At 50.0% G+C, this 14,734-nt stretch carries 13 protein-coding genes and 1 riboswitch; of the genes, 5 read left to right on the forward strand and 8 right to left on the reverse strand.

The window, feature by feature from the left end:
* The first annotated feature begins 8 nt into the window (after positions 1-8).
* The 5 genes from B9T62_RS26885 to B9T62_RS26905 all read left to right on the forward strand — a co-directional run bounded on the left by B9T62_RS26885 (position 9) and on the right by B9T62_RS26905 (position 4,717).
* Entirely contained in the window at positions 9-761 is a 753-nt protein-coding gene (locus tag B9T62_RS26885; protein ID WP_087918093.1) for a hypothetical protein, read from the forward strand.
* A gap of 7 nt (positions 762-768) precedes the next feature.
* Positions 769-1,050 (forward strand): EutN/CcmL family microcompartment protein, encoded by a 282-nt coding sequence (locus B9T62_RS26890; protein WP_087918094.1) that lies wholly within the window; start codon positions 769-771, stop codon positions 1,048-1,050.
* A gap of 2 nt (positions 1,051-1,052) precedes the next feature.
* Positions 1,053-2,867, forward strand: a complete 1,815-nt coding sequence (locus tag B9T62_RS26895; RefSeq protein ID WP_087918096.1) for an adenine deaminase — start codon at positions 1,053-1,055, stop codon at positions 2,865-2,867.
* 541 nt (positions 2,868-3,408) lie between these two features.
* Positions 3,409-4,092 carry a cyclase family protein gene (locus tag B9T62_RS26900; protein ID WP_087918097.1) on the forward strand — a complete coding sequence of 228 codons (684 nt, stop codon included), beginning with the start codon at positions 3,409-3,411 and terminating at the stop codon, positions 4,090-4,092.
* Positions 4,093-4,111: 19 nt separating this feature from the next.
* Positions 4,112-4,717 carry a DUF1989 domain-containing protein gene (locus tag B9T62_RS26905; protein WP_245864075.1) on the forward strand — a complete coding sequence of 202 codons (606 nt, stop codon included), beginning with the start codon at positions 4,112-4,114 and terminating at the stop codon, positions 4,715-4,717.
* Positions 4,718-5,349: 632 nt separating this feature from the next.
* Here B9T62_RS26905 and B9T62_RS26910 read toward each other — a convergent pair.
* From B9T62_RS26910 to B9T62_RS26945, 8 genes are all read right to left on the reverse strand, one after another.
* Positions 5,350-5,913, reverse strand: a complete 564-nt coding sequence (locus tag B9T62_RS26910; protein WP_245864077.1) for a cysteine hydrolase family protein — start codon at positions 5,911-5,913, stop codon at positions 5,350-5,352.
* Between the two features lie 23 nt (positions 5,914-5,936).
* A complete protein-coding gene (gene allB / locus B9T62_RS26915) occupies positions 5,937-7,349 on the reverse strand; it encodes an allantoinase AllB (RefSeq protein ID WP_087918099.1) in 1,413 nt (470 codons plus the stop codon).
* A gap of 147 nt (positions 7,350-7,496) precedes the next feature.
* Positions 7,497-7,599, reverse strand: a riboswitch (purine riboswitch).
* 210 nt (positions 7,600-7,809) lie between these two features.
* Positions 7,810-9,063 carry an ABC transporter permease subunit gene (locus tag B9T62_RS26920; protein ID WP_087918100.1) on the reverse strand — a complete coding sequence of 418 codons (1,254 nt, stop codon included), beginning with the start codon at positions 9,061-9,063 and terminating at the stop codon, positions 7,810-7,812.
* The gene (locus B9T62_RS26925) at positions 9,060-9,977 is read right to left on the reverse strand and encodes an ABC transporter ATP-binding protein (protein ID WP_087918102.1); all 918 of its coding nucleotides are present in this window, start codon (positions 9,975-9,977) and stop codon (positions 9,060-9,062) included. The genes B9T62_RS26920 and B9T62_RS26925 overlap by 4 nt, the downstream gene beginning before the upstream one ends.
* Before the next feature lie 35 nt (positions 9,978-10,012).
* On the reverse strand, positions 10,013-10,801 hold the full coding sequence (locus B9T62_RS26930) for a hypothetical protein (RefSeq protein WP_087918103.1): 789 nt from the start codon (positions 10,799-10,801) through the stop codon (positions 10,013-10,015).
* Positions 10,740-11,324, reverse strand: coding sequence for an RNA polymerase sigma factor (locus tag B9T62_RS26935; protein ID WP_157794028.1), 585 nt, complete (start codon positions 11,322-11,324; stop codon positions 10,740-10,742). The genes B9T62_RS26930 and B9T62_RS26935 overlap by 62 nt, the downstream gene beginning before the upstream one ends.
* A gap of 319 nt (positions 11,325-11,643) precedes the next feature.
* Positions 11,644-14,004 (reverse strand): ABC transporter permease, encoded by a 2,361-nt coding sequence (locus B9T62_RS26940; protein WP_087918105.1) that lies wholly within the window; start codon positions 14,002-14,004, stop codon positions 11,644-11,646.
* Positions 13,988-14,683 carry an ABC transporter ATP-binding protein gene (locus tag B9T62_RS26945; protein ID WP_087918106.1) on the reverse strand — a complete coding sequence of 232 codons (696 nt, stop codon included), beginning with the start codon at positions 14,681-14,683 and terminating at the stop codon, positions 13,988-13,990. Before B9T62_RS26945 ends, B9T62_RS26940 begins: the two co-directional genes overlap by 17 nt.
* Positions 14,684-14,734 lie beyond the last annotated feature (51 nt).

Genomic DNA, 14,734 nt, shown 5'->3' on the forward strand with positions numbered 1-14,734 from the left:
CTGCCGCCATGGACAGCCGGCATAGCACGGTTGCAGCGAATACGCTCCTGGGATTGGCCTACCGTTCCAGGGAAGCAGAGCTGACCCAGGATTATCCGCAGGTCTTAACACTTCTCTGCAGCCATTTCATCGGCATGGAGGAAGGTTTCGCAGCAATCCGCAAACTCGCGGAAGGCCGGGTCAGGCTTCGGCTCTGGGCGGAGGAGAGCCTGCTGCTGACCCTGACTCCGGAAGAGCTGGCCGTACGGTCCGGAGTGGATGATCATGTTCGTTCTTCCCGTCCCACGCCTCCCTCTACCCTGGAGACGGACGCCCTCTTCATTCCCGTGCTTTCGCTCTCTCTGCTCTCCCGGCTGACCCAGCTGGATACCAGCGATTCATTCGTGCAGGCCATTGTCTCTGCCCTGTGTGCTGGTAAGCCGGTTGGCGCAATAGCCTTGGGCGCACAGCCCCAGCATTATCTATGGGGGGAACGGGGCTTGGCACAAGTCCGCCCGTTGCTGCAAGCTAAGATGCAGGCGATGGTAGCGGAGGTCGAAGGCTATGGCATAACACTGCTGGAGCCTGATCAGCTCAGCAACTGGCCAGCCTCTGCCGCAGCGCCGCTTCATAAGCAGGTACTGACTGCTGAAGATATCCATACCGCGTACAGACTGGGAAGCAGCCGCATCAGCTTACGGCAGCAAGCGATAGTCACTCCGCTTGCCGCTGATCTGGCCAGACAATACGGAATCGAGCTTCAAACCAATTCAAAGAGGTGACAATCACATGCAGCTGGGACTTATTATCGGGCACGTTGTAGCCACACGGAAGGATGAAGCGCTGGTTGGCGCCAAGCTGCTGGTCATCCAGCCGATCCAGCCGGACCATACGCCTATGGGGCCTACAATCGTAGCGGTGGATACAGTAGGAGCAGGCATCGGCGAGACGATTATTTTCGTCGTCGGCAGCGTAGCCTCACGGGCAACACCGCATCCCGAAGCCCCCATTGATGCCGCCATTGTCGGTATTGTAGACAGCGTGGATTGCGCCAAGTCAGGAGGTTCTTAGCCATGCTAACCACAGATATCAAAGCTGCGATTCAGCGGCGGCGGATGATTGATGTCCTGCTCTCCGGCAACATTTATGCCGACCTTGTACTGAAAGGCGGCTATATTATCAATGTCGTGACCCGGGAGATTTACGCCGGGGATGTAGCGATCCAAGGCGATCGGATTCTGCTGGTGGGTCAGGCCGACAAGCTGATTGGACCGTTAACCGTGATTGAAGATGTCACCGGACAATTCATCAGTCCAGGCTTCATCGACTCCCATATGCATTTCGAGAGTGCCATGCTGACCGTCACCGAATTCTCGAAATTATCCATCCCCACAGGAACGACCACACTGGTGGCCGATCCCCATGAAATCGGCAATGTGCTGGGAGTGCAGGGCATGAAGGCCATGATTGAGGAAGCCAAGACCTTGCCGAACCGTGTCCTCTTCACCGTTCCCTGCCTCACACCTGATGTGCCCGGACTGGAGACTGCCGGCGCGGATATCAGCTCGAAGGATATGCAGGAGCTGCTGAATGATGACTATGTGCAGGGCATCGGCGAACTCCAGGGCTTCAGCAACGTCCATCCGGTGTACCGCAATGCGCCATATCTGATCGATGATCTGCTTGCTTCCGTCTCTTACGCCAAGTCCATTGGCAAAAGCATCGAAGGCAACGCCCCCGGACTGTTCGGTCCCGAGCTTGCCGCCCATATTATTTGCGGGGGTGGCCATGTCTCCTGCCACGAGACCACGACCAAGGAAGAGATGATGGAGAAGCTGCGTTATGGAGTCAGTGTATTTATGCGCGAAGGTTCTTCCCAACGCAATATGGCCGAATGCATCCGGGCAATTACCGAGGAAGGCATGGATTCCCGGCGGGCAATTCTGGTATCGGACGATATGGTTCCGGAGGATCTGCTCAACTTCGGCCACATGAATGATATCGTGCGCAGAACGATAGCTGTGGGGCTTGATCCGGTAGAGGCCATTCAGATGGTTACGATTAACCCGGCTACCCATTTTGGCTTCGACGATATCGGACTACTGGCACCAGGCACAAAAGCGGATATCGCCGTAATCAGCGACCTCAGCCGCATGAGCATCTCACAGGTCTATATCGCCGGCGTCAAAGTCGCCGAACACGGCGAACTTACGAGGGACATTCCATCTTACATCTACCCCGTTTCCGTCAAAAAATCGGTCAAACGCAAGCCCGTCAAACTCGAGGAGCTGCAAATATCCGCCGAAGGGGCCTATGGAAGCGTTCTGATCCGCACCATTGAGGTGGTTCCCGATCAGAATCTGACCGGGGCGGGAATTTACAAGGCAGCCGTTAAGGACGGAGTTGTCCAGCCTTCCGTTGCCGAAGACCTGCTTCCCTTGCTTGTCATCGAACGTCATGGACGCAGCGGCAAGATCGGCAAGACCTTCGTGCGCGGCATGAAGCTGCAATCCGGCGCTATCGCCGAGAGCGTTGCGCATGATACGCACAATATCATTGTGACCGGCACCAATTATGCCGATATGGTCACGGCAGTCAACCGTGTCATTGCCATGGACGGCGGCATCGCCATGATTCGGGATGGCAAAGTGGTCGGCGATCTGCCGCTGCGGATCGGCGGGCTGATGACCGATGAATTGACCGGCAAGGAGATGAGCAGCCGGATTACCGAACTGCACCGGTTGGCCCGCGAGGAGCTGGGCTGCACGCTGCATGTGCCGTTTATGCACCTCTCCTTCCTGTCGCTGGTCACAAGCCCGGCCTGGAAGATCACCGATATCGGCCTTATCGATGTCGATGCCTTCACCGTGCTGCCTACGCTCGCTTGATTGCTAATATAACCGGTTACTGCTTAGCTCTCCATAAGATCGGAGCAGCCACAACCTGGTTTCTCATTCGCACATTATCCAGCCGCCGATTTAAGTGCGGATACGCATCTAATTTATCGATTTTTTCTGTTTTAGAGCAAATAAGTACGAAAGTGGTTACTACTTAGGACCCTTATCCTCTTCGCCCGTAACCCTCGCTTCGATTTCAGACAGTTGCGGACCCAGCAGCCCCTATTTGCTGTAAAAAAGGCAGGTTTGCAGGATTAACGGACCGAGGAGCCTCTATACCACAGAAATCCCTCGGTTTAGAGCCTGTTTGGATGACTTAGCGGCTATACGGTCCGTAAGACTTCAACATATCGCAGAAATGAGGAGGTAAGAGCTATACAGTCCGCTAGAAAGTGGGTTACCTATCGTTTAAGGACTTGGAGTGTCGCAGGGCCCTAAGTAGTAACCCAAAACTAAGCCGATGCTTCCGTAGCGAGTTTTGCGATGAATTTCAATGTAGTTAATGCTATCAAAACTTTGAGGAGGGCCTAACATGGGCATTCAGGTTGTTGATCTATCGCAGGAAATCTACCAGGGAATGCCGGTGTTCCCTCCGCATCAGAAAACAATGATTTTTCCCAATATGAGTCATGAAGAGAGCAAGCAGAAGCTGGGCTTCGCATTCGCCACCAACAATCTGCTGATCAACGAGCACGGTCCCACGCACAGCGATGCCATCTATGAATATGATCCCAAGGGACCGACCATTGACGAGATGGCGCTGGAGTATTTCTATGGGCCTGCCGTGTGTCTCGACGTCTCCCACATCTCACCTGATGATTACATCACCCGCCAGGATCTGGAGCAGGCACTGCAGAAGGATCGTCTCCATCTAGACCAAGGGGACATTGTTCTGCTCTATACCGGACACTACAACCGCGCTTATGGCACCGAAGAATGGTTAACTCGTTATACTGGTTTGAACTATGCAGCCGCTGAATGGCTGGCCAAGCAAGGCATCGTTAATATCGGCGTAGATTCGCCTTCTATCGACAATCCGCTGGACCCCCAATTCTCCGGACATCTGATTTGTCGGGAGTATGCCATAACCAACACCGAGAATTTGTGCAATTTAGACAAAATCTCACAAAGACGTTTTTTGTATTTCGGACTTCCGCTTAAGATCAGACAAGGAACAGGCTCGCCAATCCGTGCCGTAGCTGTATTCATAGAATAATGAAATCAGGTGAATGCCCGTGAGAAACGGAAATGTAATCGAAGAAATCCTGGTTCCCGCCTACGAAGGAAGAAGTGCCAGGGTCCGCAAGGGACAGATTCTTTATATCATTGATGTGGAAGGCAAGCAGGTCGGGGATTTTGTTTGTTTCAACGAAGCCGATCCTGAAGAGCATGTGTCACCCGTTCATATGAGGTCCTCTCTCAGCAGCATCCGGCTGAAGGAAGGTGACGGTCTGTACAGCAACTACCGCAGACCTTTGATGACGCTCGTCAAAGATACCGTCGGGAGGCATGATTTCTTTTTTCCAGCATGTGATTATTACCGTTACAAGGTAGATTTCGGCCTGGAGGAGCATCCAAACTGCCATGACAATCTGCAGAAGGCATTGGGAAAATATCAGCTGGGGCATAAAGAAATCCCCGATCCGATCAACTGGTTTATGAATAACGCCCTGGATGAGAACCTCGACTATGTCATCGAAGAACCTCTATCGAAGCCTGGCGATTACGTCGCACTGCTGGCTCAGACTGATGTGATCGTAGCCCTCTCTGCCTGTTCCCAGGACCTTGCCCCTGTTAATGGCTATCGGGTTACTCCGCTGTTGATGCAGATTATCAATTGAGGGTTTCGATCCCTCCCAAACCCTCCCTTCCAAGGGAGGGCCCCAAAGGGTTGCACCCTCTGGACACCGGCAAGTTTGGCGAATGAGTCTGGCGGTACGGTGATTAGGGGGCTTTAGTGGTAGGAGCGCTTATCCCTGCGGGACCGCTTGGACGTCGCCGGGGCTGGCCGATATCCCTGACGGGATGCGCGGCAGGAGGCTAAGGTCAAAGGCGGGGCTGTTCCTTCAGAATGCGCAAGACCTCTTAAGAGCCAAAGCGGGCTGTTCCTTCGGAATTCGCAAGACCTCTTAAGATACAAAGCAGGCTGTTCCTTCGGAATGCGCAAGACCTCTTACGAGCCAAGGCGAGCTGTTCCTTCGGAATGCGCAAGTGCCTAAGAGACAAAGCGGGCTGTTCCTTCGGAATTCGCAAGACCTCTTAAGATACAAAGCAGGCTGTTCCTTCGGAATGCGCAAGTGCCTAAGAGACAAAGCGGGCTGTTCCTTCGGAATTCGCAAGACCTCTATATTACCCCGACTTTAAACACCCCTGATCTACAACAGAAGAATAAAAAAACTAGCCAGTCTCCCATAACCCAGAGACTGGCTAGTTTCATTTGCTGTTACACTCCGCCCATGCAGGAGCTTCGGTCCTACCCTCTTACCACCGTATTCTTAGCCTTGTATTCCTCCAGCGTCAGCACTTCACCGAAGATGCCGATATCCCGCAGACCGGACACATGCATCTCTTCATCCTTCGAAGCACAGCAGTCGCTGATGCACATCACCTTATAGGTATGATACATCGCATCCGACGCGGTGGAGCGAACGCAGACATTGGTCCAGACACCGGTGACCACTACCGTATCGATCCCCTCTTCGCGGAGGAATAGATCCATGTCTGTGTAGCTGAAGGCGCTGTGACGTCTTTTTTGGACCACATAATCGCCTTGTTCCGGCTGTGGGGTCAACTCAGGGATGAATTCCGAGCCCCAGGTGCCTTTGATCGCATGAATCGGCCGAACCCGGAAATCCGCATCGTTCTTGCGGTGTGCCTCCTGGACAAAAATCACCTGGATATCATTCTCATGGCTGAATTCGATTAGCTCCTGCAGAGCCGGTACAATCTTCTCGCCGTTCGGACAAGTCAGCGCCCCCTCCGGGCTGATGAAATCATTCAACATATCGATGACAACTATAGCGTGTTTGCTCATCATCTCACATTCCTCTCGTGTGGCTTCTAGTATTTCAGCAGGCGCGGCAGCTCACTGATCGTCTGGCGTTTGACGAATTCGCCGTAACCCGGCTTGCCTACGACACCCAGCTCATCATCGTAAACCACAGTTCCCCGCACAATTGTCTTGTCGACCTTGCCCTTCAGCTTCATGCCGTGGAACGGCGTATATTTCGGTTTGCAGTGCATCTGATCCTTATCCAAGGTCCATTCCTTCTCCAGATCCACAATCGTGAAGTCGGCGTCGGTTCCAATCTCAATCGCGCCTTTCTTCGGATACAGGCCATAGTGGACTGCCGGGTTGGTGCACAGCAGCTCTACCAGCCGGGACAGGCTGAGTCTGCCCTTGTTGTAGCCTTCACTGATCATAATCGGCACCAGCGTTTCCACGCCCGGAATTCCCGGGAAGGAGGTCCAGACGTCCATGCCCGGCGCATCCTTTTCGGTAGCAATCTCATACGGCGCATGGTCGGTCGCCATGAAATCAATCGTTCCGTCCACCAGCCCCTGCCAGAGGGATTCATTGTCTTCGGGGCGTCTGAGCGGTGGAGCAATTTTGGCAAAAGCTTCAAATTCGGTCATCGCATCCACCGCGTTCAGCGTGAGGTAATGCGGACAGGTCTCGGCTGTAACCTTGACCCCTTTCAGCTTCGCTGCTTTGATCAGCCCGTTGCCCGCGGCCGTGCTCATATGAACGATATGCAGCCGTGCTCCCGATTCCTCCGAGAAGCTGATCCCCAGCTGAATGGCTGCCTTCTCGGCCAGGATTTTCCGTGCTTCCGCCCAAGCAGGGTAGTCGGTCCGGCCTTCTTTTTTCAGCTTATTGGTATAGAAATCACAGATCGCGAAGTTCTCGGCATGGATGCCGATCGGCATCCCCGTTTCAGCCACCGCATAGAAGGCCTCCAGCATCTCCGGGTCTGTTACACGCGGGTAAGTCGGCACCGACGGTGTCATGTAGACCTTGAAAGCGACCACGCCTTCTGCCGCCTGCTCCTTGACGATGTTCAGCACATCATTTCGCACATCCTCGCCGGTCACCCCGCCCCACATGGCATAATCGATAATTCCTTTGCCTTCCAGCGCATTCAGCTTGCTATGCAAATTATCAACTGAGCGGACCGAAGGCACGCTGCAGCAAGGCATATCTACAATCATCGTTACCCCGCCGGCTGCGGCGCTGCTTGTTCCGGTAACGAAATCCTCACGGTGTGTGAACCCCGGATCATTAAAATGAGTATGTGAGTCAATGACCCCCGGCAGCACCAGCATGCCTTTGGCATCAATCACTTCTGCATCACCGGGCTCGAAATCCCTGGCAAACCCGACGATCACTCCCTTATCCACTAGAATATCGGTCAGCACCTGTCTGTCGCCCTGCGGAATGCTTGCATTTCGGATTACCAGTTCATAACTCATAAGTAGACACCTCATCTTCTATAATTTGAGTAACCGGACACGCAAGTTCAACCACGTTCCAGAGCACAACAAAAAAACCCCGGCATCCAAAAGGCACAGGACAGAACATCGAATCACCACATGCATCGCTGCACCGGGGATAGCCGTTCTTCATCTTGTACCTCTTGTAGCCTGGGGCAATTTACGGTTGCCTGGTCGAAACGCTCAAACCGATTTCTGAGCTTATACAAGAGCTTATTTAATTATCCGCTTATGGATTTAATGTTTAGTGTTATGTTAAGTCACACAATTCCTTGCTTGCTATCCGTTAATTACCTTTATCATACCATCGGATCACATATCGTCAATAACAGCGGCGGGTTATTCAATGAATAGTCATAAACTACGTTATATTACCTGACGTATAAGCTTATTTTCAATGTCGAAATCAAGTGTGCAGCGACAATAATCACTTATCCAATTAGGCTACCTGATGCGTACTGAACCTTCTGTAAGCTACAGGCAGCAGCAGCAAGGTAAACACTACGGCGGTCCCGGCAATAACATATGGCTGCGGTACCAGCTGGCCGAACATATGATACACCTCATTCGTAGTGAAGGAAGTATATCCCTCCAGCATATTGCTGGGGAGCAGGCTCATCATATGATTGAACAAGCGGCTCCTCTTACTGTCCGGGATAAACATCGGGACGATCAGCACGGCAGCCGTTACAATAATAACTTGGAACGGTGATCTCATTACGGCAGATAACACTAGAGTCAGAGCCATAATCATCAGACAAGCCAGATAACCGATCAGTACGGATAACAGATAGGTTTGCAGCAACGTAAATCCATAGGGTGACATGATGGCAATAATCTGTAGATTCGAGTTCCAGCCATTGATCCCAAAGAACAGCAGCGTCAACACCAGCAGTATTAAGTTAGTGATCCAGAAGAACCCGGTTGTGAACAGAATTCCCGCTCTTAGCTTGGCCATAATCAGCTTGGTCTGGCCATACCGTGAGGACAGAATCAGCGAGTCTGCTCCGCTCTGATATTCACCGGCGAACATAGGGGCCAGAGATAAGCTGATCACAAAAGCAGCCACCATACCAAGTGCACTAAGATTCTGCAGCACCTTCTCCCAGCCCTCTGCATAATCAAACTTAAACGGAACGGCCAGTTTATCATTTTTCTCTAGGAAATAAGCCTTGTCAGCCTCAGTATAATTGCCATAAGTATAATCCATATTTAAACGCTGCTTGATTTTGTCCCTTCTTACCTCATAGAACCCGGCGGCTTCTTCAGCCGTCATAGAGTCAATAACATAATAGTCGTATCCGTCTACAGGTGAAAAAACGCTGCGAATCAAGTTGGTGATAGCACTGTCTCTGGCAATGAACTTTCCGTAAGCTTCATTGCTTAGCACCATTCCATTGCCGTCCGGTGAAGGCACCTGATTATCCGGGTCATTATCTGCTTTCTGGTAGCGTTCCAAGACCATACTGATTTTGACTGGATCAAGGTTACCTGCGAGTTCATGCGTTTGCTGCCTTTTCAGAGATATTCCAGCCTTGCCATTAAGGTCATCCCCCTTTTCATCCGTCCACTGCACCCCATGTACAGAGAGGTAGACGGACAGCAGAGTAAATAACAGCATACATCCGATCCCGGCCAGCGTGGTTTTCCGGCGCAAGATTTTTTGGAACTCAAAACGGGTAAGCAGATTCATGCGTTCGCTCCCTTCTGGCCCTTCTTTTGGGCTGTACTGGGAGCCGCTTCCGGTTCATCCTGGAAGTAATACAGGTACAGATCCTCCAGTGTAGGAGGGACCGCCATGGCATCCGGCGATGGCGCCAGTTCTGCTACAATCCGCAGCTCCACTTGATCTCCCTCATGCTTCAGGTTGCTGACGCAATGCTTGGCTGTCCACAGCTCCGCTTCGCGGGTAGATACATGGCAGCTCCACACATTCCCTTTCATTGTCGCTGTAAGCTGATCCACCGTGCCGCTCATCAGCAGACCGCCTTTTTTCATCACCAGGATTTGATCGGCTATGTATTCGACGTCAGAGACAATATGTGTGGACAGCAGTACAATCTTGTCCTTGGCGAAATTGGCAATCAGATTGCGGAACCGCACACGTTCCTTCGGATCAAGACCGGCTGTAGGCTCGTCCAGCACAACTACCTTGGGATCATTCAGCAAGGCTTGCGCAATTCCCAGACGCTGTCTCATCCCACCCGAGAAGGTGCGGATCTTCTTGCGCGACACCTCCGTCAAGGCTACCAGCTCCAGCAGCTCCCGGGCCTTCAGCTTGCTGCTCTTGAGAGTTAGCCCTTTAAGCGCACCTATATACCACAGAAATTCCTCTGCGCTGAAATCCGGATAATAGCCGAAATCCTGCGGGAGATACCCCAGCAAATCACGGTAATGCTCCCCCATTTCTGCGGTACTGCGTCCATCCAGAAGAATGGAGCCGGAGCTCGGATTCAGAATTCCGCATATCATCCGCATCAGCGTCGTTTTGCCGGCACCGTTAGCACCTAGTAGCCCATATACCCCCGTATGCAGCTTGGCGGAGATCTGATCCACCGCCAGCTTTTTGCCAAATTGCTTGCTGATTGCTTCTATTGTCAGTTCCAATTTCATTTCCTCCCGTCTTACTGGTGTAGCTCATCTCAGTTGAACAAATAGGCCGGCTGGATCTGATCTATGGTTCTGCAGGCCTCCCGCAGCTTGCGTACCTCGTAGATAACCGCAAGTGATGATACAACAAGCACTATGAGCCAGCCTCCGACCGCCGGGGCATCATACAGGTTGACTGTTTCGATAGAGAGCACAAATTGCAGGATAACCAATAGGCCCCCATAGGCAAGGCAATAATATCCGCTGTCCTTCGTGTGGATTCGGTTGAGAATCCACAGACAACCCAGACATGTCAGATTAAAAGGCACGAACAAATACAGCAGCACAAGTCCGATGTCCCGCTCCAGCTGCATACTGAAGAAGCTGGCTGATGCCAGGAGGCCAAGCAAATCGGCCATGCTTAGAATGCTGAGACGGACCATCATCAGTTTCTCCAAGGAATGTCTGGTGGAGAGCTCGATCTCCATCATATTATGGGTGAAGGAGCGTGTCAGCAATTGAATTCCGGCCAATACCAGCAGCGGGGCAGCCATGGATGCATGCGCCAGCAGCTGCAGCTTGTCCCTTACAGAGGAGACTTCTGTATGCTGCACAAACAGGATCATCCCCACAACAATCAGCAGCTGTACTCCCCATATCTTCGGGCTGATAAAACGCAGCTGTGCCTTGAAGAATTCAATGAACGTGGTCCGCTTGGCAAGCTGGTTCTGCCGCAGGAGCTGTTTCGACTGGCGGATCGTCTCTTCCAGTACATCTGGACTAGTAGGGGGCATAGCGGGTTGCTGCAGCTTGTTTTGAATCAGTTCTGATGACTTCTTCATCGTTGCCACTCCTTTCGAGCTTTTTTCTAAGTGTGCTGAGACCCCGCTTCACCCTGTATTGTACGAGACAAAGATTAATGCCGGTAATCTCAGCAATCTCACGGTATTTCAGATCATAGCTGAAGCGCAGCAGCAGCAGCTCCTGCTGTTCCTGCGGCAACTCAGCAAGCAATTGATCAACATCCAGCTGACTGTCCACCGCCTCTTCCATCGATGGCATCTCTCCACCGTCAGATTCCGCCAGCTCCTCCGTGCTATATTTCCTCTTGGCCAGGTGATAATCTGCGCACAAGTTACGGGCAATGGTATATAAATAGGCTCTGCATTTCCCGGCATGGCTATATTGGCCAAAGTGGCGGAAGAAACGGTAAAAGGTCTCCTGTGTGATATCCTGCGCCGTTTCCGTATGTCCTGTCTTCCAATAGCAGTATTTCCTGATACTCTCGTAATGCTTCTCTATGAGTACGTCGAGGTATTGTTCCTCTCCTTGCTTAATGCGCTCGATCAGTTCGGCGTCCTCCACCGGCTCTCCTCCTCTCCTGTCCTGTATAACCGATTTAGACGTCAAAAAAAGAGTGATTCCTGTAATTATTTTATGTATTTCTGAGAACTTATACTATGATAAAAAAAACCTGAAGCTCTGCTTCAGGTCCTTTTTACATTCGGTGTACCTTCTATTATTTGGTACTCGTATCCATAGACTCCCTTGTAATACTCCGGGTAAATTTCTCCGCCACAGTGTTCACAGCTACATTGGGGCGGAGTCATCGGATCTCCTCCGTCCATTCGGTCAAAGTCGCGCACGACCTTTGAAAATGGCCCCGTTTAAAAATTATTTCTTATTATTTTGCGCTGATGGTATCTACAATAGACATCTCGCGGATACGTTTTACTGGGCCTCGTACAGCTAAGACAACGGAGAAAAGGACGATTGCTATTATGATGGAAATTTCTGCAAATGGAATACTCCATTGTTCGCCCCAATGAAAGGTTACCAGCCTTGCGTACAGAAACTTATTCAGCATTAACCCGACAACGCTGCCGCAGATACTTCCTGTGATTGCATAGGTTGAAGCCTCAGCAATAATCATTTTTATTAGCTGCCGATTACTTAGACCGATGGCACGAAATGCGCCATATTGTTTCATGCGAGACGAAACGCTCATTGCAAGACTGTTTACGATATTGAATATGGTAATCAAAGCAATCAAAGCCATAAACCCATAGATAAACAATCCAAAGGAGTAATAAGTGCCTATTACGCTGCGATTGCCTGAGCGTTCATCAGAGAAGATAACCTCTGTACCAACTAATTTATGAATTTCATCGATGTCAGCTTCCGTCGCGTTCTTAGACAACTGCAAGTCTATAATCGTATAATCCGTTTGGCCGGTCAGCTGCCGAAAAGCGTTCTCAGAACAGATAATCGTTCCAACATCAGGGGCATTGTTAAAAGGACTGGAAGAAAGCGAGCCCACAATTTTTATATTCGCAGAATGATTTTCTGTGTGTAACGTCACCGTATCTCCAACTTTTACGGTGTTCTGCTGTTCAAAAACAATCAGTCCGGTATTGTTCTCGTTTTGAACGGTATCCAAAGAACCCTCCAGCAAATAGTCCTTTGCCCACTCAAATTGGTTCTTTTCATATGAAATCAGATCAACCTTTTTTTCTTCCCCGTTCACCGTAACTGGCACGTCATAGGCAAACATTCGTCCGTATGCTCGTTTGATCGCCGGATTTTCCTGGAATTTTTCTAACAAGGTGTTGCTGATCGAACCGGTATTGTCAGTGCTGATAATAGATAAATCCGGTGTCCACGGCTTCAACGGTGTAAGTGTATGGTGCATAAAGTCAATCGTGACTGAAAAGGCGAGAAAAAGAATGATACTCAGGGAAAAGGAACCTGCCATCAAAACAAAATTCTTTTTGCTTGCTTTTGCATGATGGAAACCAAGGGCGGTATCAATTTTAATAAATGTAGTATTAGCGGCTTTGCGCACAGGCTGTAAAGAATTTGCATTCCCTGATACAGCTGCTAACGGGGAAACGTTGGCTGCTCTTTTTGCTGGGGAACGAGCAGCCAGAAGAACCGTCAGGATGCCTACACAGATACCGGCCACGATACTTGGTAAGCTTATGCCAAAGGCTGGCATCTCGGCAAAATATTCCGGACTGAGAAAACGAAGTAAGGCGCACAAGATCCAAATGACAACGGCTCCTGTTGAAATGCCAAGCGGAATTGCGAATTTACACCAGCCGAGGGCTTCCTTGCGGACGAATCGCATCACCTGCTTTGGTGTCGCACCGATACAGCGCATCATTCCAAAAAATTCTGTACGCTGTGCGACATTGCTGTTGAGACTGCTTGCAATCATCATAATGCCTGCCAGTAAAACTAATAAAAACAAAACAGCAGCGGAGCTATAGATTTGCATCATAAAAGAATTCCCGCTTTGACCAAGTAAGCCCAGCAGTTTCGTGTTTTCCGAAACCTGTTCGTCTGAAAGTCCAAACTGAGACTTCATATCGGCAATCGTATTGCGTATATTGCTATGAGTAGAAAACTGCACATAAAAGACACTGTTATAATCGGCTGGTTTACCATTCGTGACTCCGGGATACAGGGAACGAAACGCCTTGGTAGTCAAGCAAACCGCATAGGAATCTTCTTTCATTGTTTTAGATGCATTTTTTATAAAGCCGGAGATCGTAAATCTATAACTTGCTCCATCAGGCGCATTGACTGAAATGACATCTCCGATTTGCAATCCAAGCATCGTCTTTGCATTTTCTGTTATCATGGCCTCATTGTCCTTTTGGGGAAATGTTCCATCCTGAATTTCATCCGTTTGCATTTCTGTTACAAAGCTTTCTTCGCTTCCAAAAACGACCACGTTTTTTCCCGATACAGTATAGCCCTGATCTCCCCTGAAGTTGAGGACACCATACCAAGAAGATGCAGCTACTTCCGGCCGTGCAGAAATTAGGTTTGCTTGTTCTTCGTTTATGTTTCGAACCATTACATGCCAATTACCGTCCTCTATACGGACCTGCATAATTTGGCTGCGTATAAACATGTCTGCCATACCAAAAATAGCTGTGACTAAAAACACCGCTAAAACAATGCAGAATACAGACATTCTGTTCTGCCTTTTATGGACTTTGGCTGAGATGGGAACAAGGTCAAGATAACTTTTCATTCTCTTTCCCTCCCAGATCCGTCAGCACACCATCTGAAACACGCAGTACACGGTCTACTGAATTAGTCAGATTATTGTTATGTGTAATCATTAGAATTGTCTGTTGGTAGTGGCGTGATGCCTTAACCAGTAAATCAATCACATCCTGACTGTTTTTGCTGTCCAGATTTCCGGTTGGTTCATCAGCAAGAATCAATTTGGGTCTTGTAATCAGCGCCCGTCCAATTGCAACACGCTGCTGCTGTCCGCCGGATAATTGGCTTGGCAAGTGATGACGGCGTTCTTTCAGTCCTAAAACTTCTAAAATCTCATTCACTGCCGATTGCTCCGGCTTGCGGTAATCCAGAAGAATCGGAAACATAATATTTTGCTCCACAGTCAATTCTGCAACAAGCTGAAAAGACTGAAACACAAAGCCGATATTGCGCCGCCTGAAAATGGTGCGCTGTTCCTCTTTCATCAAAAACAAATCTTTGCCATCCATATAGATATTTCCTGAGGTAGGAGTATCCAAGGCTCCGATACAATTTAACAATGTACTTTTACCTGACCCGGATTCACCGATTACAGCCGCAAACTCCCCCTGCTCTAATATAAAGGAAACATCCTTTAAGGCATTCACCTGATTTTCACCTTTGCCGTAGGTTTTAGATATATGCTGTACTTTTAAAATTTCCATATTTCAAGTACCTCCTTTCCTGAAAAGAATAACAGGCTCACCTTACAATCG

The organism is Paenibacillus donghaensis (assembly GCF_002192415.1).
Taxonomy (GTDB): Bacteria; Bacillota; Bacilli; order Paenibacillales; family Paenibacillaceae; genus Paenibacillus_AQ; species Paenibacillus_AQ donghaensis.

Coding starts and splice junctions, on each gene's coding strand:
- B9T62_RS26885 (WP_087918093.1), top strand. CDS start 9: ATGGACAGCCGGCATAGCACGGTTGCAGCGAATACGCTCCTGGGATTG.
- B9T62_RS26890 (WP_087918094.1), top strand. CDS start 769: ATGCAGCTGGGACTTATTATCGGGCACGTTGTAGCCACACGGAAGGAT.
- B9T62_RS26895 (WP_087918096.1), top strand. CDS start 1,053: ATGCTAACCACAGATATCAAAGCTGCGATTCAGCGGCGGCGGATGATT.
- B9T62_RS26900 (WP_087918097.1), top strand. CDS start 3,409: ATGGGCATTCAGGTTGTTGATCTATCGCAGGAAATCTACCAGGGAATG.
- B9T62_RS26910 (WP_245864077.1), bottom strand. CDS start 5,913: ATGATGAGCAAACACGCTATAGTTGTCATCGATATGTTGAATGATTTC.
- allB (WP_087918099.1), bottom strand. CDS start 7,349: ATGAGTTATGAACTGGTAATCCGAAATGCAAGCATTCCGCAGGGCGAC.
- B9T62_RS26920 (WP_087918100.1), bottom strand. CDS start 9,063: ATGAATCTGCTTACCCGTTTTGAGTTCCAAAAAATCTTGCGCCGGAAA.
- B9T62_RS26930 (WP_087918103.1), bottom strand. CDS start 10,801: ATGAAGAAGTCATCAGAACTGATTCAAAACAAGCTGCAGCAACCCGCT.
- B9T62_RS26940 (WP_087918105.1), bottom strand. CDS start 14,004: ATGAAAAGTTATCTTGACCTTGTTCCCATCTCAGCCAAAGTCCATAAA.
- B9T62_RS26945 (WP_087918106.1), bottom strand. CDS start 14,683: ATGGAAATTTTAAAAGTACAGCATATATCTAAAACCTACGGCAAAGGT.